Genomic DNA, 23,602 nt, shown 5'->3' with positions numbered 1-23,602 from the left:
TCCACATGCCGAAGATGAAGAGCCACACGGGTATGGGTAAGCGGGTCAAGGTGACCGGCAAGGGCAAGATCGTTGCCCAGCAGGCCGGCCTTCGCCACAACCTGGAGAAGAAGCCCTCCACCCAGACCCGCCGGCTGACCGGCACGGTCGTGCTGGCCAAGGCCGACGTCAAGCGCATCAAGAAGCTGCTCGGCCGCTGACGCGCGCCACCTTACGTAATTAGGAGTTGAGATGGCACGCGTCAAGCGGGCTGTAAACGCCCAGAAGAAGCGTCGTACCCTGCTGGAGTCCGCGAGTGGTTACCGCGGTCAGCGCTCCCGCCTGTACCGCAAGGCCAAGGAGCAGGTGCTGCACTCGATGCAGTACGCCTACCGGGACCGTCGCGACCGCAAGGGCGACTTCCGGCAGCTGTGGATTCAGCGGATCAACGCGGGCGCCCGGGCCAACGGGATGACCTACAACCGTCTGATCCAGGGCCTGCGTCTGGCCGGCATCGAGGTCGACCGCAAGATCCTGGCCGACATGGCTGTCAACGACGCCGCCTCTTTCGCGGCGATCGTCGAGCTGGCCCGGGCTGCGGTCACGGCCGAGGGCACCGGCGGCGCGGCGGCTCAGGCCGCCTGATCCCCACGCACCAGAGCGAGGCGTCTCCCGTGTCGGCACCGCCGTTCGGGGGGCGCCTCAATCGTGCCGGAGGAGCGCACACCATGGCTTTCACCCCGCGTACCCCAAGGGTTGTCGCCGCCCGCCGGCTGCAACGCCGCCGGGACCGCGACGCCACCGGCCGTTTCCTGGCCGAGGGCCCGCAGGCGGTCCGCGAGGCCCTCGCGCGGCCGGAGGTGGTCACCGAACTGTTCGGTACGACCACCGCGCTCGACCGGTACCCGGAGTTGGCCGCCACGGCGGCCCGCGCCGACGTGCCGGTCTCCGAGGTGACCGACGACGCCCTCGCGGCGCTGACCGAGACCGTCGCCCCACAGGGGCTGGTGGCCGTCTGCCGACACCTGGACGTCTCACTGGAACAGGCCCTCGCGGGTGCGCCCCGGCTGGTGGCGGTGCTCGCCGAGATCCGCGACCCGGGCAACGCCGGCACGGTGCTGCGCACCGCCGACGCGGCCGGAGCGGGTGCGGTGATCTTCGCCGGGGACGCCGTCGACCCGTACAACGGCAAGTGTGTGCGGGCCTCGGCCGGCAGCCTCTTCCACGTCGACGTGGTGCGCGCCCCCGACCCGGTCGCGGTGGTCGACGCGCTGCGCGCCGCCGGGCTTTCGATCTTCGCCACCACCGGGTACGGCGACAACGACCTGGACGACCTGACCGATTACGGTCGGCTCGTCGGGCCCACCGCCTGGCTGTTCGGTTCCGAGGCGCACGGGCTGCCCGAGGAGTTGACCACCGCCGCCGACACCACGGTGCGGGTGCCGCTGTACGGGCGCGCGGAGAGCCTCAACCTGGCTGCCGCCGCAGCGGTCTGCCTGTACGCTTCAGCGAGAGCACAGCGCTGAGGGTGAACGCCTGCGGCGCGACTGACAGCAGGGGAGAGCGTCCGTCCATGAACGCGACACGGCGTTCGTTTAGCCAGCCCGCCGGTGTCGGCGGGCGGCGGGCCTGACCTGCTCCCTGCGCAACTCCTACCGGCGGGCTGCGGCGCAGCCGCGCGTCCGTAGACTCGCTTCGCCGCCCCGACGAGGGCAGGCGCCGCCGTGAGGGAGTGCCCGTACGCCATGAGCTACCGCAACGATCCGTACGACCCGAAGCAGGTCGCCCTGCTCGACCCCGCCGCCCTGGACGAGGCTGTCGCGGACGCCACGAAGGCGTTCACGGCGGCGGCCGACCCGGACGCGCTCACCGCGCTGCGCCCGGTGCACCTCGGTGACCGGTCTCCGGTCTCCCTGGCGCGCCGGGAGATCGGCGCGTTGCCGCCGGCCGCGAAGTCGGACGCGGGCAAGCGGGTGAACGAGGCCCGCCGGGCGATCGAGACCGCCTACGCCGACCGCGCCGAGGTGCTGGAGCGCGAGCAGGCCGAGCGGGTGCTGGTCGAGGAACGGGTGGACGTCACACTGCCCTACGACCGGCGTCCGCGTGGCGCCCGGCACCCGTTGAGCACCCTGATGGAGTCGATCAGCGATCTCTTCGTCGGGATGGGCTACGAGGTGGCCGAGGGGCCCGAGGTCGACCTGGAGTGGGTCAACTTCGACGCGTTGAACATCCCCGCCGACCATCCGGCGCGCGGGTTGATGGACACCTTCCACATCGCACCGGAGGGCTCCGGCCTGGTGCTGCGTACGCACACGTCGACGGTGCAGACCCGCACGATGCTCAGCCGCAAGCCGCCGATCTACGTGATCGTGCCGGGTCGCGTCTACCGCACGGACGAGATCGACGCCACCCACAGCCCGGTGTTCCACCAGGCCGAGGGCCTGGTGGTCGACAAGGGCATCACGATGGCCCACCTGCGGGGCACGCTGGACCACTTCGCCCGGGCGATGTTCGGCCCGGAGGCGAAGACCCGGTGGCGGCCGCACTACTTCCCGTTCACGGAGCCGTCGGCGGAGTTCGACGTGTGGTTCCCGGAGCACCGTGACGGCCCGCAGTGGGTCGAGTGGGGTGGCTGCGGCATGGTCAATCCGCGGGTGCTGCGGGCCTGCGGCGTCGACCCGGAGGTCTACTCCGGATTCGCCTTCGGCATGGGCATCGACCGGACCCTGATGGTCCGGCACGGGGTCAGCGACATCCGCCATCTCTTCGAGGGCGACGTGCGGTTCAGCCGCGCGCTCGGGACCGGGGCGTAGGCGATGCGGGTACGAGACACGGGAACGGTGGTCTGAAGTCATGCGAGTTTCTGTCAGTTGGCTGCGGGAGTACGTCGACCTCCCCGCCGACCTGCCCACCGGTGACCTGGAGCAGGCCCTGGTCGACCTCGGTATCGAGGTCGAGTCCGTGGTGGACCTTCGGGAGAGCGTCACCGGGCAGCTTGTCGTCGGCGAGGTGCGCGAGATCGAGGAGCTGACCGGCTTCAAGAAGCCGATCCGGTTCTGCCGGGTGGACGTGGGCGCCGCCAACGGCACCGGCGAGCCGCAGGAGATCGTCTGCGGGGCGCGTAACTTCGCCGTCGGTGACCGGGTGGTGGTGATCCTGCCCGGTGGTGTGCTGCCCGGCGGGTTCGCGATCGGCGCCCGTAAGACGTACGGGCACAACTCGGCCGGCATGATCTGCTCCGCCAAGGAGCTGGGCCTGGGCGACGACCACTCGGGCATCATCGTGCTGCCGCCGGACGGCGCGGCCAAGCCGGGCGACGACGCGCGGCCCGTCGTCGGCCTCGACGACGTCGTGTTCGAGCTGGAGATCACCCCGGACCGGGGGTACGCGCTGAGCCTGCGCGGCCTGGCCCGGGAGCTGTCCCACGCGTTCGACGTGCCGCTGCGTGATCCCGCCCTGGTGCCCGCCCCGGCCGGCACCGAGACGCCGGCGTACCCGGTGGAGGTCCGCGACACGGTCGGCTGTGACCGGTTCACCGCCCGCCTGGTGCGGGGCGTCGACCCGGGCGCGCCCACCCCGTCGTGGATGGCCCAGCGGCTCGTCACGGCCGGCATTCGCAGCATCTCGCTGCCGGTCGACATCACCAACTACGTGATGTTGGAGCTGGGCCAGCCGATGCACGCCTTCGACGCCGACCGGATCGCCGGGCCGCTGGTGGTCCGTCGCGCCGAGGCGGGGGAGAAGCTGACCACCCTGGACGGGGTCAGCCGGGTGCTCACCGCCGACGACATGGTGATTTGCGACGACACGGGGCCGATCTCCCTCGCGGCGGTGATGGGCGGTGAGACCAGCGAGGTCGTCACGGGGGTCACCACCACTGTGCTCTTCGAGGCGGCGCACTGGGACCCGGCGATGGTCGGGCGCACCGCCCGTCGACACAAGCTGTTCAGCGAGGCCGCGAAGCGCTGGGAGCGGGGCGTCGACCCGGCCGTGCCGCTGGTCGCGCTGGAGCGTGCCGTGCGGCTGCTCACCGAGCACGGTGGTGGCACCCCGAGCGTGGAGATCCTGGACATCGACCACGTCCGGCCGCGTACCCCGATCAGTCTTCCGGCGGACCTGCCGACCCGGCGGGTCGGTGTCGAGTACCCGCCGGCGCGGGTGGTCGCCCTGCTGGAGCAGGTGGGCTGCACTGTCGCGCAGGGCGCGGACCGGTTGTCCGAGGACCCGGGCGCGGTCGGCGTGGCCAGCGGCGTCGGGACGGTGCTGAGCGTCACCCCGCCGACCTGGCGGCCCGACCTGACCGATCCGGCCGACCTGGTCGAGGAGGTGGTCCGCCTCGACGGGTACGACAAGGTGCCGTCGGTGTTGCCGACCGCGCCTGCGGGGCGCGGTCTGACCCCGCGGCAGCGTCGCCGCCGGGCCGTCGCGACGTCGCTCGCCGAGCGGGGGTACGTGGAGGTGCTCGCGCACCCGTTCGTGTCGCCGGAGCTGGCCGACCAGCTCGGCCTGCCGGCTGACGACCCGCGTCGGCCCGCGGTGCGGCTGGCCAACCCACTGTCCGAGGAGGAGCCGCTGCTGCGCACCACGCTGCTCGGCCCGCTGCTCGGCATCCTCAAGCGCAACCTCGGCCGGGGTCACCGCGACCTCGCCCTCTACGAGATCGGTGCGGTCTTCCACCCGCGCGTCGGCGCCGGCAGCCCGCCGGCGATGGGCGTGGACCGTCGCCCCACCGACGAGGAGTTCGCAGCCGCCGACGCGGTGGTGCCGGCGCAACCGGTGCACGTCGCGGTGGTGCTCTCCGGTGACCTGGACCCGGCCGGCTGGTGGGGTGCGGGCCGACCGGCCGGCTGGGCGGACGCGATCGAGGCGGCCCGTGACGTGCTGGCCGCCGCCGGGATCCCCGACGAGCGTGTCGAGGTGCGTGCCGCCGAGTACGCCCCGTGGCACCCGGGTCGCTGCGCCGAGCTGCGGGTCGACGGCTCGGTCGTCGGACACGCCGGGGAGTTGCACCCGGTGGTGGTAGCGGCGTTGGAGCTGCCTCGCCGTACCAGCGCGATGGAGCTGAACCTCGACGCGCTGCCGCCGACCCCGGTGACGCCGGCGCCGACGGTTTCCGGCTTCCCGCCGGCGTTGATCGACGTGGCTCTGGTGGTGGACGAGTCGGTGCCGGCGGAGCAGGTGCGCCGGGCGCTGGAGGCGGGCGCCGGTGAGCTGCTGGAGGACGTGCGGCTGTTCGACGTGTACTCCGGCGCGCAGCTCGGCGCCGGCCGCCGGTCGCTGGCGTACAAGCTGACCTTCCGGGCACCGGACCGGACGCTCACCGTCGAGGAGGCGGTCGCGGCACGGGACGCGGCGGTCGCCGTAGCGGCGGAGCGCCTCGGCGCCACCCTTCGCGGCGCCTGACGCGATTCACGACGGCCCCGGTACCCGGCAGCGGGTAGCGGGGCCGTCGTTGTGTCGCCGCCGGCTCCGCCGTGTCGGGCTTCCGACAGGCCGCGCCAGCCTTTGCCGCCGGCGATGGCGTCGCCTGGCAGGTCGCGGTGGCTGGGCACCAGGCATCCGTCGCCGATGGCATGCGTCGATGTCGATACGAGACGGCGTTCGGGTGGCCGGCCGGGGGCTCGGTGTCGACGTTGCCGACCGTCTCACGAGCCTTTCCGAGGTCGACACGAATCGGTAGCCTTGCCTGGCGAAGGGGTGAGCGCCGACGCCTGTCGCAGGCCTTCAGGTCAAGGAGCAGCGCATGATCGAGGCAATTGTCGCCGGGGCGCTCGTCAAGATTGCCGAGGGGTCCGGGGCGGCTCTCGTCGACATGATCCGGCGGCGATTCGTCCGCGGGGACGAGCCGGCGGGGATGCTCGAATCCCTGGACCGGGTCACGCGGGGCGACGCCTCGGCGGACGATGTGGCTCAGCTCCGTGCGCTTCTGGCCCGTCTCGCGGCCGAGGATCCGGAGTTTCTGCGGGAGCTTCGGCAGGGGGCGACGCCGGCTGGCAGCACGAACGTGGTGGCCTCCAGCAACGTGGGCAAGCTGGTGCAGGCCCAGCGCGTCGGCGACATCACGATGTAGCCGGAAGGTGACCGACATGGAGCCCGCCTCCGGAAGCTCGTCGCACAACGTGGCCGAGGGCCTGTTGGCGCACCAGGTCCTCCAGGTGGGCACCTCCGGCGCGATCTACGTCGAACAGCCGCGCACTGCCGCGCGTGTGCCCGAGCCACCGCACATGCTCCCGGGTGGAATCGGTCGGATCGTCGGCAGGCACCACCTGCTGCACGAGATGGACGAGGCGACGACAACGCCGGGCTCGCGCTGCTGCATGCTCTGGGGGTTGGCCGGCTCGGGAAAGACCACCCTCGCGGTCGCCTGGGCCAACTCGCGCATCGCCGAATATCCCGACGGGCAGTTCTTCGTCGACATGCGTGCGTACTCCGGCACACCGCGCATCGAGGCCCGGGACGCCCTGCGTAGCTTCCTGGCCACGCTGGGGATCAACCGGTCCGACCTTCCTGACGACGAGGCGGAGTGGGGCGGCGTCTTCCGCGCCGTCACCGCCGGCCGGAGGTGCCTCGTCATCGTGGACAACGTCGGTTCCTACGAGCAGATTCGGGACCTGGTGCCCGGCTTCGGGTCGGTGTTGGTGGTGACCAGCCGCCGGGCGATCCCCGAGATGAGCGTTCGTCACGACGCCCGGGTCATCAAACTTCCGTTGCTGACCCTCGACGAGGGGGTGGAGCTCATCGCCGAACGTGTGGGGTTCGTCCGCGTCGAACGGGAGCAGGCCGCGGCCCGGCGCATCGTGCAGCTTCTGGAGGGGCACCCGTTGGCGCTGGCGATCGTCTCGGCGAAGCTCGCCATCCAGACCACGTGGACGATCGACGACGCGGCGAGGGGCATCGAGGAGGAGCAGAGTCCACTTCGCTTCCTCGACGACGCCGGTCTGGGTATCGAGGTCGGACGCGTCATCTCCTGGTCACTGGACGACCTCGACGCGGCGACGGCGAAGGTCCTCTACGTCGCGTCCATGCTGCCCAGCAACGAATGCTCGGTCGCGGTGCTGTGCCTCGTCCTCGGCCAGCCCAGGCGGGTGTGTGACCGCACTCTTCAAGCACTGTGCCTGGCATCCCTCATCGACGAGATCAGCCCCGGCCGTTACCGCTTCCACGACCTGATGAAGGCCTATCTCGCGGAGACGCTCGGGCAGGTGCTGGACCCCGCCGAGCGGGAGCTGACCGCGCGCCGCATCCGCACCGTGTACCTGGCGTTGAGCTACGCCGCCGATCGCGCCATCGATCCACACCGGGACTCCCTGCCGGTGGACCAGGAGCTGCTGGCGGTCGTCGGATCGGTCAGCCTCACGGTGGCGCAGGCCCTCTCCTGGTTCGAGTCGATCACCGCGTCCATGACCTACCTCATCGAGGAGGCCCGGGCCGACGACGACTTCGCCTTCATCACCCGGTTCGCGCGGGCGGTCAACACGTTCCTCTACTGGCGACAGGACGTCACGCGAACGCTGTCCGTCCAGCGGGAGGCTGTCGCCGCGGCGGCCGCCGGTGACCCGGCGATGGAGGCGCTGTCCCGACGCGCACTGGGACGGGCCCTCGCGGACATCGGCCAGCTTGAGCCGGCGAAGGAGCAGTTGCGCGCCTCCATCGCGCTGGACGCGGCGTCCGGCGACGATTCGGGTCGGGCGTCGTCACATCACGCCATGGCCGAGCTCTGCCTCCGGTCGGGTGACCACCGGGAGGCGCTCCGCTGGGGGTTGCGCGCGGCCCGGGAATCGAGAAGCGGCAACAACGTCGTCCGCGAGGCCCGGGGTCTGTACGACGCGGCGCGAGCCCTGAACGAAACGGGCCACCATTCGTGGGCCCGGGGGCTCGGCCTGCGCAGCCTCGCCATGTGCGAGGAGCGCGGCAACGACTACGGCAGGGCTCTGGCCCTGCGTCTGCTCGGCGCGACCGGCCTGCGGTCGGGCGAGGTGGAGGAGGGCTGCACCTGGTTGGAGCGGGCCTGGCGGGTGGAGGAGTCCCTCGGCAACTTCCGTTCCGTCCGGACGATCCTGGGTCAGCTCGAGCAGGCGTACGGTCAGTGCGGGAACGTGAGCGCCGTGGAAGAGGTCCAACGGGCACTGGCCCGCCTGGAGCACTACCCGGATCTCACCCAGTCGACGTTGGTGGTCGGGAGTCCGGCGACATGAGTCCTCGGTACGCGCCGCTCGTCCCGGCTGACGAGCTGGCCAGCCCCGCGTCCTATCGGCAACTGCGGCGGGAGCGGGAAGCCACGAGGTTCCGCCGCGAGATCGAAGCGATGGTCGACAGAGCCTGCCGGGCGGAGGCGGACGGCCCGCTCCTGCGGAACACCTTCACGTCGCTGAGCGGGAACCTCGCGGCCGAGGGTGCCCTCAGCTTCGCCGGGCTCGTCCCACCCGAGCGTTTCGACAGCGCGCGGCGGGTGTACGACTCGGCGATCGACACCAGGGGCAGCCGTGGCTCGCTGCACAACTACCTGAACGTCGCCGACGCGGGCTCCCTGGTCGAGCACCCGGACTTCCGGGAGGCGTTCTCCCATCCGCTGCTGGTCGCGCTCGTCGCGCACGCCCTCGGCGGGCCCGTGAAGATCATCGACTTGCGCGCCAAGGACACGCAGCCACTCGACGTCGTGGCGCGGGACAACACCCTGCACGTCGACAACAGCCCCTTCATGGACGAGTTCAAGGTGATCGTCACCTGGACGATGGGCACCGGTCGAGGGCCCTCGGGGCAGGGGCTCACCTACCTGCCCCGCACGAATCGGCTCCTGCGGCAGTGCTACGTGGACGACGACGGCGCCGTGTGGAGCGACGAGGACAGCTGCATCTTCCCCTCGCAGGCCCGGGTGGACGAGGCGCTCGCCGCCCAGGCCCGTTTCTTCGACGACGGCCTCCCGCGAGTCGTCCACCTTGAGGACATCCCGGCACCGTGTCACACGATCTTCGCCGCGAGTCGGCTGGTCCATCACCGGTACCGTACGTCCGCCGGCGGGCCACGCAGCGCGATCATGGCGGCGTTCCACCGGACCGACGAGGGCACCGGCTTCCTCGGCGCCAATGACCTTCCGGGGTCGGCTCTCGACCGGTTCCTGTTGGCGACCGGGGACGGGCGTTCCTTCCTGGAGCTTCTCGCCGACGAGATGCCACGGGTCGTCGCGGCGCTCGCGGCCGCCGCGTCCCGGCCCGGTTTCGTCGTCGACCCGGACCGGCATCTCCTGCGCGACGAGGGTTTCCGCGCCTGGTACGAGCGGCAGAGCGCGGGCGTCTCCCTCGACCGACTGCGCCGCGCCACGCTGGCCTCGGCCGTCGACGACGACACGCCCATCGTGCAGCGCCTCGTCCTGCGCATGCAGTACGACCTGCAGGGCGCCCTCAACATGCCGCTCTACACCGACCTGCGGGAGGAGGTGCGCAAGCGGGCGCGGATCGTGATCCGGGAGATGACGCCGGAGCACATCCAGGACATCGTCACGCGGCACTACCTCGGTGCGGTCCTGCTCGCGGAGTCCGCGGCGCCGCGCCGGCCGGTCAGCGAACTCGCCGATGAGCTGCACGACGCGCTGGTAGCTCTGCGGCAGCTCCTGTCGACGGCGGTCGCGTCCCGGCCCGCCGGCCCGGTCTGGGGTTCGACCGACGGGAACGCGGCCGCGCTGTCCCTGCGACGTTTCATCGTCGATCTGTGCGTCGCGGCCGCTGACATCGCCGACGACGCGTCCCTGGCCACCGGGTGTGTGTTCGGTGCCCTCGGCTCCGTGCTGGCCGACGACCTTTTCGACCTGGGCGCCCCGGGCCGCGAGATCACCGGCGGGTTGTTCGGGATGTACATCCGGTTGGCGGCTCCCTCGCTGGGCGAACGATGCCCGGCGCATCCGGAGAAGGAGAAGCTGGACACCTATCTCGAATCCGTGAACGAGGAGAGGCAGACCGCCAAGCTGGCATCCGAGGTCTGGTTTCAGGCCGCTTCCGCCGAGGTGACCGCGCGCAACGACGATTTCGTTCGCACGCTGCTGCGGGGTGTGTTGCCGCCGGGGCGACCCTCGCCGGAGTCCGGCGACCTCGGCGCGCTGCTGGCGGATCCCGCCGCGCTCAGCGCGTACTACTGGGAACGGGTCGTGGCCGGGAAGTCGGTGGCGGTGCGCTTCGGCGCTGCCGATCTCGACACCCTCGACGGTTACTTCGGGCTGACGGCCGGCCGGAGCCTGCCGGACGCTGTCGCTCGGCTACGCGAGGAGACCACCCCGGGCTCGCCGGCCGCGCACCTGCTCCGCGGCATCGAGCGGCTCGCGTCACGACGGGGCCAGTCTCACGCCGAGGCGTGCCGGGATGTCATGACCCGCTTGTCGACGCACTGGCCGGACCTTGCCCGACGGTGTCGGGGCGGCCCGGACGCCGTACCGCTGCCGGCCGAGCGCATCCTCTCGACGCTTGACGACGCGATCGGCGTCGCGGGCGAGGACGGCCGGCCCTCGCGCCGGCCGTCGCCGGGCGGTCCCGCGCAGGGGGCGGGGTCGGCCGAGGTGTTGTTGACGACCGCCGAGGCACGGGAGTTGGCCCGCGTGTACATGCTCGCCCGGCTCTGTTTCAGCGCCGAGGAGTTCCGGGTCGCGAAGCTGCTGGCCGCTGATCCGCGGGTCCGGTACGCCGTCCTCGCCACCCACCTGTACCTGGTCTCCGAGGTGTCGCGGTCGGCGGCGGAACTGGTCGACGGTTGGGGCACGGCAAAGGTCCTGCTGCCCTTCACCGAGGCCTTCGTCAACGTCTCGGGCTACTCGTCGTCAGTCGTCGATCTCGCGCCGAACCCGAAACTGATCACGGTCATCAGCAACAACCTGTTGCCGGCCGTGGCCGGCGAGTTGCTGAGGCGGGACGCCACCGTCGACGAGGTGGATGCGGATATTCTGGCCGCAGGTGTCCAGGCAGCCGTGCAACGAGGCGTCTTCGACGTCACCATCGGCCTGTTCAACCAGGCCGACCGGCGGGACGTGGTGTCCCTGTCCGGCCTCAACTGGCGGGTCTGTCCGGCGGTCCGGCCGTTCGGCGCGTTCTGTCGGCGTTGGCTGCCGTACTTCTTCGACCGTCATCCCAGCGCTCCGGAGCGAGCGGGTACGCCGGGGGCGAACTGCTGGGCCTGATGGCCGGGCACCCGGAGTTTGACTTGTCGCCGCGACCGGGCACAGCCAGGCCCGGCACCGGACCGGATGCTCACCGTCGAAAAGATGGTTGCGGTACGGACGCGGCGTTCGCTGTCGCGGCTGAGCGCCTCGGCGTCACCGGGTGCGGCGCCTGACGGATTCGACGGGTCTCCTCCTTACGGGACGCAGGAGGAGACCCTCAATCGTCGCCAGCTTCCAGGTTGCCGAGCTTCCGTAGGCTTGACAGATCGCGGACGGTGATCCGGCGGTAATCGGTGTCGACCAGGCCGTCTGTTCGTAGCTCCCGCAGCGCCTTCTGAATCGCGGTCTCGGAGGCGCCACAGATGGTCGCCAGGTCGGGCTGCGTGAGTCGGACGTCGATGATGATGCCATCAGGCCCTTGTCGTCCATGGGTCCGGCACAGTTCGGCGATCACTCGGGCAACACGCAGTTTCACCGGGTACGACGTGAAGTCGATCCGCCGTCGATTGGACCACCGCAGCCGGTCGGACACCATCGCGGCGAGTTCGAGGGCGGCGTCTGGGTGTTCCTTCAGGAACTGCTTGAACCGGTCCGGCTGGATCACGCTGTACCTTGCGGGCCCGCAGGTCGTGACGGTCGCGGAGCGGGGTGCGTTGTTCAGCGCCGACATCTCGCCGACGAGATCACCGCCCACCCGGAGGGACAGCAGAGCGGACCGGCCGTCCGGCAGGGAAGCTGTCACCTTTGTCAGGCCCTCTTCGAGGAGTACCAGGTGAGATTCCCGTATGCCCTCGTGGATCACGATTTGCCCGGCGGGAACCTGACGACGAACTCCCAGGCCCAGTAGCGTCATCCTGACTGGCGGCGCGAGCCGTTGCAGGAACGTGCCGTAGGGCCACTCGCCGGCGGACAGTTCGCGTGGTCGTCGCATCTGCGGCCTCAGCCTCCTCCACTGACAGCGGCCGAAGCGTAGCCGTTCCTGTGCGCAGCGCGATGCCCCTGTGGTGGCGACGATTTCGACCAGCAGGCGGACGGCAATCAGCACCAGCACAGCCATCGGTGACCATTCGAGGGCCAGCAGCAGCTCAAACAGGTTCGTCCTCATGGGGCAAGGACACCGTGTGGGTCTCTGCCTGACTCCCGAACAGAACGGGATGACCGTTTCTCGACAGCCCGAGACGATGCCGTACTTCTACGGGATCCCGATCAGCCCCCGGCGGTTCGATGGTTCCTGCGGTGCTCGCTTGTTGGGCGAGCCGGGTGACGAAGGGCGGGAGTTTGATGCAACATCCCGAGCGACGACTGTTGATCTCTGTCGATATGGAACGGTACAGCCGACGAAGCAACCTGCAGCAGTATGAGGCGCAACGGCATTTTCGCGAGCTGCTGCACGAGGCCGCTGACACGGTCGGCTTGGACCGCGTGGCCTGGACAACTCAGCAGGCGGGTGACGGCGAGCTGGCGATCGTGCCCCGCGAGGTGTCCGAGTCTCGTGTCATCGGTAAGTTCGTGCCGGAGCTGAACCGGCGGCTGCGCAGCCACAACAGCAGCCGCCTCCCCGTTGCCCGAATCCGACTTCGGGTGGCCGTACATCAGGGTTTGGTGCACCTGGACGGTGCGAACGGCTTCCCGGGCAACGCCGTCGTTTTTGTCTGTCGCCTGTGCGAGGCCGATCCCGTCAAGAAGGCCCTGGCAGCCTTTCCCGAGGCCGGGGTGGCTCTCGTTGTGTCGACCGAGATCTTCCGGGACGTGGTCAGCGAGTATCCGGAAGAGATGCGACCTGAGCGTTTCTTGCGGATCGAGGTGGCCCATCCGGACAAGGAGTTCCGCGAGCACGCCTGGCTCTGTGTGGTGGACGAGGATCTCAGCGGCGTCTCCGTCCCGGGCGTCGTGCCCTCCGATGGGGAAGGCTCCGCCCAGGCTGTGGAGGAGCCGCCGGACAACGGCGAGGCGGAGGCAGCGAACAGGGCGGCGGATCACGGTGGAATTCGTACCGGCGATATCCGCGTCAAGGGGCAGAACGCGATCGGCCACGGTGCGACGGCGATCGGCTCGCTTGGTCGCGATGCGAACTTCGGCACGGGGCGAGGCAATCCCCGATGACCGGTCGGCACCCCACTACCTCCGCTGGGACGGACTGGGATCTGGAGGACCTTCCGCACAACGTGTTGGAGGCACCGCCCGTCGATGAACCGAGTGGTGACGACGACGATGTTGTGCTGGGCGGATCGCGGGACGGATCAACAGCTACAGGTCCCGGCGATGGCAAGGGCGAGCCGGGCCCGGCAGAGGGACTGCCCGAGGAGCCGCCGGAGGAGGAGGTAGACGAACCTGAGGACCTCCTCGACCCTACCGACGTGCTGCGCGGGCTCGCTGGCCTATTGGGTGGGTCGAGCATCGACGTCGGCGATGTTCGGGTTCAGGGGCAGAACGCTACCGGTCATGGCGCCGTCGCGATCGGGACGGTTAACGTCACCGCCGCGCGATCCGACGGCGCTGGGCGCATCTGGTTCGAAACCCTGGTCGAGACCAAGGTCCGCGACATCGCCAGCGGGTACGCGAACACGCCCAGTGATCACCGACTCGACCACCATCTCCAGCTCCACGACCTGGTCTGCCTCTCCGGTCCGGTCGGAAGTGGACTGATCACTTCGGCCACCTTGGCAGTGGCTCGGAAACACGGCTTTGGCCGGGTCCGTGTGCTCGGTGTCGAGCAGCTGTCCGATCTGCTCGGCGCTGAGACGCCTCTACCCGCCGGTCACGGCTACGTGCTCCGGCTGAGCGAGGTCGTACTCCGCGAGGTCGACGGCTTCACACTCGTGGCGCTCGCTGCCAGGGCTGCGACATCAGGCACGACACTGGTCCTGGCGGGGGACTTCTCCCGACGGAGACACGACCTCGTCGGCCACGTTGTGGAACACCGTGCCGCCCCGGCAGCTGAGGTATTTCGGGCGCAACTTCGCCATCAACTCGCCGGGCGGTGTGTCGGCTGGTGTGTGGACACGTGCGACGGGCACTGCCTGGAGCAGTACGTGGATGTGGACTGCGCCGAACATCCACTGCTGTCGGCTTACCTGGCAGGAGAGCCCTCACCCAGCGAAGTCCTGAAGGTCGTCGAGACGATCGCTCGGACCGCTCCCAAGGCTGGCGCTTTGACGGAGCGGCTGGAGCAGTTTCTGCCGCTTCAACTGCGAGAGCGAGCCGTCGAGATTCTCGACCTGCGACGCGGCGGCGATGAGATCGATGGGTTCACGGCCGAGGACGTGCGAGCGTTCCGCCTGTCCTGCGCCGTGCTCGCCGGACAGCCCGTGGCCGAGATACACCAGGCAGCTCAACGTCTGGCCCGATCGCAGTTTCAGGAAGTGGCGTCGATCGGTGTACCCCTGCGTGCGTCGGCAATCGAGGCGCTGTTGGGGTCGACACTGAGCCAGGCCGTCACCCGGCTGAGCGACGTACGCGTGCCGGGTGGGTGCCGGATCGACTTTCCGGCGGGGACGAAGCCGCTCAGATCGGCGTTGCTGGAAGTCGCGTGGGCTGAATGGTGGTCTCCGGCAGAGCTCCTCGACTGGCTGGCGGACCTGATTCGGGGAGACCTTCCGGCGGTCCGACAGGCCGCCGCCGGAGCCATCGGCTGGTCGGCAACCCGCGACGTGCAAGCGGCACTCGACACGGTCGGAGTACTGGCCCGCGAACGGCGTGCCGGCGTTCGGCAGGCCGCGGCCATCGTGCTGGTCGCCATGGCCATGCAGCCGACGTTGCACCATCGGGTCCGAACCGAACTCGGTAGGTGGACTGCCGGCCCGGCAGCTCATCTACGCGACACCGTGGCGCGGGCGTACAGCCTCGGGCTGGCCCAGCTCTGGCCGGATGCGGCGTTGGTGCAGTTGCGCCAGGTGGCGCAGGCCCGGATGCAGCGGTGGAACAACTCCGTCGTCCGAGGGCTGGTCGAGGTGTACCGCAATGATCACGCGGCGAGCGTCGTGCCGGCGCTGGTGGGTTGGACCGCGTCCGGCGATCCCGAGGTGCGACTCCACGCCGCGCGGACTCTGCGGGTGCTCGCGGACCGGTGGACGGAACCGCCCAGAGAGCACTGGCCGGAGCTGCTGTACCTGGTCGATCAGGGGACGATCCGTCTGGCCGACCTGGCCGTGCTCTGGGCTACCGCCCTCAGCCTGCCGTGGACGGCATACCGCTCGTGGCGGTCCCTCGGATTCTGGCTGGACCGGGCTGACCGCCAGGCGGTCGTCGCCGCCCACTGCCTTCAACTCGTGCGTCACGTGATCGCTGGACAGCCCGCACTGCGTCATCGCCTGGACCATCAGCTCCACCACGTATGGCGTCCCGTGATGCCCCACAACAGCCTGCTCGACGACGTAGAACGCCTGATCGATGAGGAGACGCGATGATCATGAATCCGCCTGGTGGTCCCGGCACCAGAGCACCCGTACCCACACAGGTGGACCGTCGTCGTTGGTGGCATGTGCTCTTTCCGCCAGCTGAGCTTCCCCTACCTCCAGCCCCACCACCGCCAGTCGTCTCCACCACGGCGACGTTCCGTCAGGACGTCCCGGGGCCGATCCTGGTGCCCGCCAAGGGCGACGCGTTCGATTTCCGGCTGCACGTCGTTTACAACTGGACCGCGCAGAACATGGCGTATGAGGAGCTTCGACTCCGCGCCGAACGCTACCTGGGGTGGGCTGCCGGAATTGTCCGGGAGCGGGCAGTGGATCTGGCACGTGAACACGAACCTCACCGCTCGCACGATCTCGAGCGCGCGCTGAACGGCCGTCTCGGTGGCCAACGCTGGCCGCGCGAGGGATTGGTGCCGTACTTCAGTGTGCTCATTCGCGTCAGCCCGGACGAGCGAGTACGGGAACGCCTCCGGCCGTACTGGGAGGATCGGATCAGGCTTGAGTGTGATCATGAGTTGCAGAAGATCAGGGCGACCCAGGCGGACGAGCTGACTCGTCGCTGGTGTGCGGTGCTGCAGAATCTTGAGGACGATCCGGTGACCTCGCATGCGGCACGGTTGACTGGTGAGCAGTTCGCCGAGGTGTTCCGCCGGTACGTGGAGGAACGTCGAGAGGCCGTTCCTGACCTCATCAAACTGCTCCGTGAGGCGGTGCGTGGACATGGCGATCTCGGTATGGGACCGAGCGAATACACGGAGGCCTGGGATGCGGCCCTGAGGACGTACGAGCGTCAGCACGGGTTGTCCGAGCGGGTCAACTGACACGCGGTGTCCTCTGCCGGGATCGTCTGGCAGAGGACACCCAGGGCGTTGATCGGCGTGATTCATCTATTCATTACCATGCAATGCACTGCATGAACTTGCACTCGTGAGTCGTCCTTGTTAATCTTCGCTGCATAGTCATGCGGAGGTGAGTATGGGGATCCGAGTCGCGGTCGCCGGTGCGAGCGGGTACGCCGGGGGCGAGCTGCTGCGCCTGATCGCCGGGCACCCGGAGTTCGACCTGGTCGCCGCCACCGCGCACAGCCAGGCCGGGCACCGCGTCGACGTGGTGCACCCGCAGCTCACCGGGCTCGACCTGGTGCTCGGCGAGACCGATCCGGCGATCCTGGCCGATGCGGACCTGGTGTTCCTCGCCCTGCCGCACGGCCAGTCGGCGGCTCTCGCGGCCCAGCTCCCGGCCGAGGTGCGGATCGTCGACCTGGGTGCCGACCACCGGCTGGCCGACCCGTACGCCTGGGCGCAGTACTACGGCGGCACGCACGCCGGGCAGTGGACCTACGGCCTGCCCGAGTTGCCCGGTCAGCGGGAGTTGATCGCCGGCTCCACCCGGGTGGCGAACACCGGTTGCTACGCCGCAGCGATCACCTTGGCGCTCGCGCCGCTGATCGCCGACGGCGCGGCCAACCCCGCCGACGTGGTGGTGGTCGCCGCCTCCGGCACCTCCGGCGCCGGCCGGGCGGCCAAGGCGCACCTGTTGGCCAGCGAGGTGATGGGCGACCTGTCGCCGTACCGGGTGGGCACCCACCAGCACGTCCCGGAGATCAAGCAGGCCACCGGCGCGACCGGGCTGTCGTTCACCCCGGTTCTGGCGCCGATGCCGCGCGGCATCCTGGCCACCGTCACGGCGGTGCCGGCGCGTGGCGCCGACCCGCAGGAGGTGCTGGCCCGGGCGTACGCGGACGCGTCGTTCGTGCACGTGCTGCCGGAGGGCCGGTGGCCGCACACGGCCGCGACCCTCGGCTCCAACTCGTGTCACCTGCAGGCCACCGTCGACGTCGACTCGGGTCGACTGATCGTGGTCAGCGCGTTGGACAACCTGGGCAAGGGCGCGGCCGGTCAGGCCGTGCAGAACGCCAACCTGATGCTCGGCCTGCCGGAGACGACGGGCCTGTCGATCTGGGGGGTCACCCCTTGAGTGTCACCGCTCCTCGGGGGTTCCGGGCGGCCGGTGTGGCCGCCGGCCTCAAGACCGGCGGCGGCGCGGACGTGGCCCTGGTGGTCAACGACGGCCCGGACGCCGGTGTCGCCGGTGTCTTCACCACCAACCGGGTCAGGGCCGCGCCGGTGCTCTGGACCCAGCAGGTCGTGCAGGGCGGTGTGGTCCGCGCCGTGGTGCTCAACTCCGGTGGCGCCAACGCCTGCACCGGTCCGGCCGGCTTCCAGGACACGCACGCCACCGCCGAGCATACCGCCGCCGTGCTGACCTCGGTCAGCCCCCGGTTGATCCTCGGCGCCGGTGATGTGGCGGTCTGCTCGACCGGCCTCATCGGTGAGCGGCTGCCGATGCCGAAGCTGCTGCCGGGCGTCCGCTCGGCGATCCGTCGGCTGTCCCGCGACGGTGGCCCGGCCGCCGCCGAGGCGATCATGACCACGGACACCCGGCCGAAGACCACTGTGACCCGGGGGAGCGGCTGGACGGTCGGCGGCATGGCCAAGGGTGCGGGGATGCTCGCGCCCGGCATGGCCACCATGCTCTGCGTGTTGACCACCGACGCGGTGGCCGGGCCGGCGACGTTGGACGAGGCGTTGCGGGCGGCCACCCGGGTCAGTTTCGACCGGGTCGACTCCGACGGCTGCATGTCCACGAACGACACGGTGTTGCTGCTGGCCAGCGGCGCGAGCGGCATCGAGCCGACGCCTGCCGAGCTGGCCGCCGCCGTCACCGCGGCCTGTCACGACCTGGCCCAGCAGTTGGTGGCCGACGCCGAGGGCGCCACCAAGCAGATCACTATCGACGTGGTCGGCGCGGCGGACGAGGACGAGGCGGTCGAGGTGGGCCGTGCGGTGGCCCGTAACAACCTGGTCAAGACGGCGCTGTTCGGCAACGACCCCAACTGGGGTCGGATCCTCGCCGCCGTCGGCACCACCGCTGCCGCGTTCGAGCCGGACGAGGTGGACGTGGCGGTCAACGGGGTGTGGGTGTGCCGGGGCGGCGCCGCGGCCGAGGACCGCTCGACGGTCGACCTGACCGGGCGGGACGTGACCATCCGGATCGACCTGCACGCGGGTACGTCGGCCGCCACGATCTGGACCAACGACCTGTCCCACGCGTACGTGCACGAGAACTCGGCGTACTCCACGTGAGCGCGAGGAACGCAGCGCAGCGGAGTCCCGAAGTCGCGAACGGAAGGCGGGCGCGGTGAGCGCGAGGAACGCAGCGCAGCGGAGTCCCCTAGTCGCGAACGAAAGGCCGGTGCGGTGAGCCTGAGCAGCGATCTGGCTCGTGCCCAGGTCAAGGCGGAGACGTTGATCGAGGCGTTGCCCTGGCTGGCGCGCTTCACCGGCTCGACGGTCGTGGTCAAGTACGGCGGCAACGCGATGACCGATCCGGAGTTGCAGCGGGCGTTCGCGGCCGACATGGTCTTCCTACGCTACGCCGGCCTGAAGCCGGTGGTGGTGCACGGCGGCGGTCCGCAGATCTCCGCCATGCTGGGTCGCCTCGGCATCGCCAGCGAGTTCCGGGGTGGTCTGCGGGTGACCACCGCCGAGGCGATGGACGTGGTCCGGATGGTGCTGGTCGGTCAGGTGGGTCGGGAGCTGGTGGGTCTGATCAACTCGCACGGCCCGTACGCCGTCGGCCTCTCCGGCGAGGACGCCCGGCTGTTCACCGCGGTGCGGCGTCCGGCGTACGTGGACGGGGTGCCGGTCGACGTGGGTCAGGTCGGGGACGTCGAGTCGGTCGACGTGTCCGCGGTGACCGACCTGATCGAGGCGGGTCGGATTCCGGTGATCTCCACGGTGGCGCCGGACGTGGAGGGGGTGCTGCACAACCTCAACGCGGACACCGCCGCCGCCGCGCTGGCCATCGCGTTGCAGGCCCGCAAGCTGGTGGTGCTCACCGACGTGGCCGGCCTGTACGCGGACTGGCCGGACACCAGCAGCCTGGTCTCCGAGATCGACGCGGACGATCTGGCGAAGCTGCTGCCCAGCCTGGAGTCGGGCATGGTGCCGAAGATGGAGGCGTGCCTGCGAGCGGTGCGTGGGGGAGTGCCCGCCGCGCACGTCGTCGACGGCCGGGTGGCGCACTCCACGTTGCTTGAGGTGTTCACCTCGGAAGGGTTCGGAACGATGGTGGTGCCGGGAGACGGGACGGACGCGACATGAGCACGTTGGCGCAGCGGTGGAAGCAGTCCATGATGGACAACTACGGCACGCCGCCGATGGCGTTGGTCTCCGGTCAGGGTGCCGTCGTGGTCGACGACGCGGGCCGGGAGTACCTGGACCTGGTGGGGGGCATCGCGGTCAACGCCCTCGGTCACGCCCACCCGGCGGTGGTGGCGGCGGTGTCGAAGCAGGTCGCGACCCTTGGGCACGTCTCCAACCTCTACGTGGCCGAGCCGCCGGTGGCCCTCGCCGAGCTGCTGTTGGCGCTCGCCGGCCGACCGGGCCGGGTGTTCTTCGCCAACTCGGGCGCGGAGGCTAACGAGGCGGCGTTCAAGCTCTCCCGGCGCACCGGCCGCACCCAGGTGGTGGCCACCAGGGGCGGCTTCCACGGCCGCACCATGGGCGCCCTCGCGCTGACCGGTCAACCGGCCAAGGCCGACCCGTTCCGGCCGCTGCCCGGCGAGGTGACCCACGTCGACTACGGCGATGTCGCCGCCCTCGAAGCGGCCGTCTCCGAGGCGACCGCCATGGTGATCCTGGAACCGGTCCAGGGGGAGAACGGCGTGCTGGTCCCGCCGGCCGGCTACCTCGCCGAGGCCCGGCGGATCACCGCCCGGCACGGCGCGCTGCTGGTCCTCGACGAGGTGCAGACCGGTGTCGGGCGTACCGGGCACTGGTTCGCGCACCAGGCCGAGGGTGTGGAACCGGACGTGGTCACCCTGGCCAAGGGGCTGGGTGGCGGTCTGCCCATCGGTGCGACGCTGGCCTTCGGCCCCGCCGCGGACCTGCTCACGCCCGGCTCGCACGGCACCACGTTCGGCGGCAACCCGGTCAGTTGCGCGGCAGCGCTCGCCGTGGTGGCGACCATCGCCAACGAGGGCCTGCTCGACAACGTCAAGCGGGTCGGCGAGCGGTTGCGGCGCGGCATCGAGGCGCTGGGCCACCCGCTGATCGGCGAGGTACGCGGCTCCGGACTGCTGCTCGGTGTGGCGCTCACCGCGCCGGTGTCGTCGGTGCTGGCCGAGGCGCTGAGGGAAGCCGGCTTCCTGGTCAACCCCGTGCAGCCGGGTGTGATCCGGCTGGCCCCACCGCTGATCCTCACCGCCGCCCAGGCGGACACCTTCCTCGCGGCGCTGCCCGCAGCACTGGACGCGACCGCCCCGGCCGCTGCCGGCGCGCAGACCGCACCAGCCACACTGACCACCACGACGGGGACGACTCGATGACCCGGCACTTCCTGCGCGACGACGACCTCTCGCCGGCTGAACAGTCCGCTGTCCTTGACCTGGCGGCGGGCATGAAGGCTGACCGGTTCGGCCACCGGCCGCTGGTCGGCCCCCGCTCGGTCGCGGTGCTCTTCGACAAGCAGAGCCTGCGGACCAGGATCTCGTTCGACGCCGGGATCGCCGAGCTGGGCGGGCACCCCCTGGTGGTGGACACGCAGGTCACCCACTTCGGTCGCGGGGAGTCGCTCGCCGACGCCGGGCGGGTGCTGTCCCGCTACGTCGCGGCGATCGTGCTGCGGACACACGGTGACGAGCGGATCGCCGAGGTGGCTGCGGGCGCGACCGTGCCGGTGGTCAACGCGCTCACCGACGGTTTCCACCCGTGCCAGCTGCTGGCCGACCTGCTCACCATCCGGGAGCGGTGCGGTGGCACGGCCGGGCGCACCCTGGCGTACGTGGGGGACGGCGCTAACAACATGGCGCAGTCGTACCTGCTGGCCGGGGCGACGGCCGGGATGCACGTGCGGATCGCCGGCCCGGCCGGGTTCGCGCCGGACGAGGCGGTGGTGAAACGGGCCGCTGAGATCGCCGCGGAGACCGGCGGGTCGGTGCGGGTGCTGACCGACCCGGCCCAGGCGGTACGCGACGCCGACGTGCTGGCCACCGACACCTGGACGTCGATGGGGCAGGAGTCCGACGGGTTGGACCGGATCACCCCGTTCCTGCCGTACCAGGTCAACAAGGAGCTGCTCGGTCAGGCCGCACCGGACGCGATAGTGCTGCACTGCCTGCCCGCACACCGCGGTGAGGAGATCACCGACGAGGTGCTCGACGGCCCGCAGAGCGCTGTCTTCGACCAGGCGGAGAACCGGCTGCACGCCCAGAAGGCGCTGCTGACGTTCCTGCTGGAACCCGCGACCGGCGATGACGCCACGGGAGGGCCGCGATGACCGCGCCGCTGACTCGCGCGGCCCGGCACGCCCGGATCGTGGAGCTGATCCGCGACCGGCCGATCCGGTCGCAGACCGAGCTGGCGGATCTGCTCGCCGCCGACGGCGTCGGTGTCACCCAGGCCACCCTCTCGCGGGACCTGGAGGAGTTGGGCGCGGTCAAGGTGCGCGGCGGCGACGGTCCGGCAGTCTACCTGATCCCCGAGGACGGGCAGCGGCCGTTGCGCGACGCCGAGGCCGCGCCGGCCCGGTTGGTACGGCTGCTGCGCGAACTGCTCAACGGGGTCGACTCCAGCGGCAACATCGCCGTGCTGCGGACACCGCCGGGCGCAGCCCAGTACCTGGCCAGCGCGTTGGACCGGGCGGGCCTGCCCGAGATCGTCGGCACCATCGCGGGCGACGACACCATCCTCGTCGTGGCCCGTGAGGCCGTCGGCGGGGCCGCGCTCGGAGACAAGCTCGCCGGTTGGGCCCGCCGGGACGACACCGCTGAAGGGAACACCACGTCATGACCGAGCGGGTCGTGCTCGCGTACTCCGGCGGGTTGGACACCTCCGTCGCCATTCCGTACCTGTCGGAGCAGACCGGCGCCGAGGTGATCGCGGTCGCGGTAGACGTCGGGCAGGGCGGTGAGGATCTCGACGCCATCCGGCAGCGTGCCCTGGACTGCGGCGCCGCCGAGTCCGAGGTGGTGGACGCGCGCGACGAGTTCGCCGCCGACTACTGCCTGCCGGCGATCCGGGCCAACGCGCTCTACATGGACCGCTACCCACTGGTGTCGGCGCTGTCCCGGCCGCTGATCGTCAAGCACCTGGTGGCGGCGGCGCGCACGCACGGCGGCACGATCGTGTCGCACGGCTGCACCGGCAAGGGCAACGACCAGGTCCGGTTCGAGGTGGGCCTGTACGCGCTCGCCCCCGACCTGAAGATCATCGCGCCGGCCCGGGACTTCGCCTGGACCCGGGACAAGGCGATCGCCTTCGCCGAGGAGAAGGGGCTGCCGATCGACGTGTCGGCCAGGTCGCCGTACTCCATCGACCAGAACCTGTGGGGTCGCGCGGTGGAGACCGGCTTCCTGGAGGACATCTGGAACGCCCCCGTCGAGGACCTCTACTCGTACACCTCCGACCCTACCCAGGAGCGCGACCCCGACGAGGTCGTGATCACCTTCGACGGCGGTGTGCCGGTGGCGATCGACGGTGAGACGGTCACCCCGTGCCAGGCGATCCTGGAGCTCAACCGGCGCGCCGGCGCTCAGGGCGTGGGTCGCCTCGACATGGTCGAGGACCGCCTGGTCGGCATCAAGAGCCGCGAGGTGTACGAGGCGCCCGGCGCGATCGCCCTGATCACCGCCCATCAGGAGCTGGAGGCGGTGACCGTCGAGCGGGACCTGGCCCGGTTCAAGAAGGGCGTCGATCAGCGCTGGGGCGAACTCGTCTACGACGGGCTGTGGTTCTCGCCGCTGAAGGCGTCGCTGGACGCGTTCATCGACGACGCGCAGCGGCACGTGAGCGGCGAGGTGCGGATGATCCTGCACGGCGGCCGGGCCACGGTGACCGGCCGGCGCTCCGAGGCGAGCCTCTACGACTTCCAGCTGGCCACCTACGACACCGGCGACACCTTCGACCAGTCCCTGGCGAAGGGCTTCGTGCAGCTGTGGGGGCTGCCGAGCCGGATGGCCGCAGCTCGGGACGCCCGGTTGGGCGGTGGCGGACAGTGACACGTGTGA

19 protein-coding genes are annotated in these 23,602 nt (G+C 70.5%); 18 read left to right on the top strand and 1 reads right to left on the bottom strand.

The features are described from left to right. Positions 1-5: 5 nt before the first annotated feature. The 8 genes from rpmI to ACLQ3F_RS14810 all read left to right on the top strand — a co-directional run bounded on the left by rpmI (position 6) and on the right by ACLQ3F_RS14810 (position 11,137). The gene (gene rpmI / locus ACLQ3F_RS14845) at positions 6-200 is read left to right on the top strand and encodes a 50S ribosomal protein L35 (RefSeq protein WP_007458415.1); all 195 of its coding nucleotides are present in this window, start codon (positions 6-8) and stop codon (positions 198-200) included. A gap of 31 nt (positions 201-231) precedes the next feature. Continuing rightward, on the top strand, positions 232-624 hold the full coding sequence (gene rplT / locus ACLQ3F_RS14840; protein WP_030488429.1) for a 50S ribosomal protein L20: 393 nt from the start codon (positions 232-234) through the stop codon (positions 622-624). Positions 625-707: 83 nt separating this feature from the next. Beyond that, on the top strand, positions 708-1,505 hold the full coding sequence (locus ACLQ3F_RS14835; RefSeq protein ID WP_425849381.1) for a TrmH family RNA methyltransferase: 798 nt from the start codon (positions 708-710) through the stop codon (positions 1,503-1,505). A 219-nt stretch (positions 1,506-1,724) separates the two neighbouring features. Next, positions 1,725-2,792 carry a phenylalanine--tRNA ligase subunit alpha gene (gene pheS / locus ACLQ3F_RS14830; RefSeq protein WP_425849378.1) on the top strand — a complete coding sequence of 356 codons (1,068 nt, stop codon included), beginning with the start codon at positions 1,725-1,727 and terminating at the stop codon, positions 2,790-2,792. 40 nt (positions 2,793-2,832) lie between these two features. Then, positions 2,833-5,382, top strand: coding sequence for a phenylalanine--tRNA ligase subunit beta (gene pheT / locus ACLQ3F_RS14825; RefSeq protein ID WP_425849376.1), 2,550 nt, complete (start codon positions 2,833-2,835; stop codon positions 5,380-5,382). A 340-nt stretch (positions 5,383-5,722) separates the two neighbouring features. After that, positions 5,723-6,049, top strand: a complete 327-nt coding sequence (locus ACLQ3F_RS14820) for a hypothetical protein (protein ID WP_396796583.1) — start codon at positions 5,723-5,725, stop codon at positions 6,047-6,049. Positions 6,050-6,065: 16 nt separating this feature from the next. After that, entirely contained in the window at positions 6,066-8,174 is a 2,109-nt protein-coding gene (locus ACLQ3F_RS14815; RefSeq protein WP_425849375.1) for an NB-ARC domain-containing protein, read from the top strand. Next, entirely contained in the window at positions 8,171-11,137 is a 2,967-nt protein-coding gene (locus ACLQ3F_RS14810) for a hypothetical protein (protein ID WP_425849372.1), read from the top strand. The genes ACLQ3F_RS14815 and ACLQ3F_RS14810 overlap by 4 nt, the downstream gene beginning before the upstream one ends. Positions 11,138-11,336: 199 nt before the next feature. Here the strand turns inward: ACLQ3F_RS14810 and ACLQ3F_RS14805 are convergent, their stop codons facing one another. After that, positions 11,337-12,224: a Crp/Fnr family transcriptional regulator gene (locus ACLQ3F_RS14805; RefSeq protein ID WP_425849369.1), complete on the bottom strand. Its 888-nt coding sequence runs from the start codon at positions 12,222-12,224 to the stop codon at positions 11,337-11,339. 176 nt (positions 12,225-12,400) lie between these two features. On the opposite strand from ACLQ3F_RS14805, the gene ACLQ3F_RS14800 reads away from it, so the two are divergent. From ACLQ3F_RS14800 to ACLQ3F_RS14755, 10 genes are all read left to right on the top strand, one after another. After that, entirely contained in the window at positions 12,401-13,222 is an 822-nt protein-coding gene (locus ACLQ3F_RS14800; protein WP_425849367.1) for a hypothetical protein, read from the top strand. A 62-nt stretch (positions 13,223-13,284) separates the two neighbouring features. After that, the gene (locus ACLQ3F_RS14795) at positions 13,285-15,525 is read left to right on the top strand and encodes a hypothetical protein (protein WP_425849364.1); all 2,241 of its coding nucleotides are present in this window, start codon (positions 13,285-13,287) and stop codon (positions 15,523-15,525) included. Beyond that, positions 15,522-16,352 (top strand): hypothetical protein, encoded by an 831-nt coding sequence (locus ACLQ3F_RS14790; RefSeq protein ID WP_425849362.1) that lies wholly within the window; start codon positions 15,522-15,524, stop codon positions 16,350-16,352. The genes ACLQ3F_RS14795 and ACLQ3F_RS14790 overlap by 4 nt, the downstream gene beginning before the upstream one ends. 154 nt (positions 16,353-16,506) lie before the next feature. Beyond that, a complete protein-coding gene (argC, locus tag ACLQ3F_RS14785) occupies positions 16,507-17,508 on the top strand; it encodes an N-acetyl-gamma-glutamyl-phosphate reductase (protein ID WP_357201324.1) in 1,002 nt (333 codons plus the stop codon). Continuing rightward, on the top strand, positions 17,505-18,677 hold the full coding sequence (argJ, locus tag ACLQ3F_RS14780; protein WP_425849359.1) for a bifunctional glutamate N-acetyltransferase/amino-acid acetyltransferase ArgJ: 1,173 nt from the start codon (positions 17,505-17,507) through the stop codon (positions 18,675-18,677). Before argC ends, argJ begins: the two co-directional genes overlap by 4 nt. A 114-nt stretch (positions 18,678-18,791) precedes the next feature. Beyond that, positions 18,792-19,697, top strand: coding sequence for an acetylglutamate kinase (gene argB, locus ACLQ3F_RS14775; protein ID WP_425849357.1), 906 nt, complete (start codon positions 18,792-18,794; stop codon positions 19,695-19,697). Next, complete coding sequence (locus tag ACLQ3F_RS14770; protein ID WP_357201315.1) at positions 19,694-20,923, top strand: acetylornithine transaminase; 1,230 nt, start codon at positions 19,694-19,696, stop codon at positions 20,921-20,923. The genes argB and ACLQ3F_RS14770 overlap by 4 nt, the downstream gene beginning before the upstream one ends. Then, on the top strand, positions 20,920-21,873 hold the full coding sequence (argF, locus tag ACLQ3F_RS14765) for an ornithine carbamoyltransferase (RefSeq protein WP_425849353.1): 954 nt from the start codon (positions 20,920-20,922) through the stop codon (positions 21,871-21,873). The genes ACLQ3F_RS14770 and argF overlap by 4 nt, the downstream gene beginning before the upstream one ends. Continuing rightward, positions 21,870-22,385: an arginine repressor gene (locus ACLQ3F_RS14760; RefSeq protein WP_355009159.1), complete on the top strand. Its 516-nt coding sequence runs from the start codon at positions 21,870-21,872 to the stop codon at positions 22,383-22,385. Before argF ends, ACLQ3F_RS14760 begins: the two co-directional genes overlap by 4 nt. Further along, a complete protein-coding gene (locus ACLQ3F_RS14755) occupies positions 22,382-23,593 on the top strand; it encodes an argininosuccinate synthase (protein WP_425849350.1) in 1,212 nt (403 codons plus the stop codon). Before ACLQ3F_RS14760 ends, ACLQ3F_RS14755 begins: the two co-directional genes overlap by 4 nt. Positions 23,594-23,602: the final 9 nt, after the last annotated feature.

The organism is Micromonospora sp. DT15, from assembly GCF_049841475.1.
In the GTDB taxonomy this organism is placed as follows: domain Bacteria; phylum Actinomycetota; class Actinomycetes; order Mycobacteriales; family Micromonosporaceae; genus Micromonospora.
The sequence above is the reverse complement of the archived record's forward strand: the minus strand, read 5'-3'. Positions and strand labels throughout refer to the sequence as shown.

Excerpts from the sequence above, each read along its gene's own strand:
- ACLQ3F_RS14820 (WP_396796583.1), top strand. The coding sequence starts at position 5,723 with ATGATCGAGGCAATTGTCGCCGGGGCGCTCGTCAAGATTGCCGAGGGG.
- argC (WP_357201324.1), top strand. The coding sequence starts at position 16,507 with ATGGGGATCCGAGTCGCGGTCGCCGGTGCGAGCGGGTACGCCGGGGGC.
- argF (WP_425849353.1), top strand. The coding sequence starts at position 20,920 with ATGACCCGGCACTTCCTGCGCGACGACGACCTCTCGCCGGCTGAACAG.
- ACLQ3F_RS14810 (WP_425849372.1), top strand. The coding sequence starts at position 8,171 with ATGAGTCCTCGGTACGCGCCGCTCGTCCCGGCTGACGAGCTGGCCAGC.
- ACLQ3F_RS14800 (WP_425849367.1), top strand. The coding sequence starts at position 12,401 with ATGCAACATCCCGAGCGACGACTGTTGATCTCTGTCGATATGGAACGG.
- pheS (WP_425849378.1), top strand. The coding sequence starts at position 1,725 with ATGAGCTACCGCAACGATCCGTACGACCCGAAGCAGGTCGCCCTGCTC.
- ACLQ3F_RS14790 (WP_425849362.1), top strand. The coding sequence starts at position 15,522 with ATGATCATGAATCCGCCTGGTGGTCCCGGCACCAGAGCACCCGTACCC.
- ACLQ3F_RS14760 (WP_355009159.1), top strand. The coding sequence starts at position 21,870 with ATGACCGCGCCGCTGACTCGCGCGGCCCGGCACGCCCGGATCGTGGAG.
- rplT (WP_030488429.1), top strand. The coding sequence starts at position 232 with ATGGCACGCGTCAAGCGGGCTGTAAACGCCCAGAAGAAGCGTCGTACC.
- rpmI (WP_007458415.1), top strand. The coding sequence starts at position 6 with ATGCCGAAGATGAAGAGCCACACGGGTATGGGTAAGCGGGTCAAGGTG.
- ACLQ3F_RS14835 (WP_425849381.1), top strand. The coding sequence starts at position 708 with ATGGCTTTCACCCCGCGTACCCCAAGGGTTGTCGCCGCCCGCCGGCTG.
- pheT (WP_425849376.1), top strand. The coding sequence starts at position 2,833 with ATGCGAGTTTCTGTCAGTTGGCTGCGGGAGTACGTCGACCTCCCCGCC.
- ACLQ3F_RS14770 (WP_357201315.1), top strand. The coding sequence starts at position 19,694 with ATGAGCACGTTGGCGCAGCGGTGGAAGCAGTCCATGATGGACAACTAC.
- ACLQ3F_RS14815 (WP_425849375.1), top strand. The coding sequence starts at position 6,066 with ATGGAGCCCGCCTCCGGAAGCTCGTCGCACAACGTGGCCGAGGGCCTG.
- ACLQ3F_RS14805 (WP_425849369.1), bottom strand. The coding sequence starts at position 12,224 with ATGAGGACGAACCTGTTTGAGCTGCTGCTGGCCCTCGAATGGTCACCG.
- ACLQ3F_RS14755 (WP_425849350.1), top strand. The coding sequence starts at position 22,382 with ATGACCGAGCGGGTCGTGCTCGCGTACTCCGGCGGGTTGGACACCTCC.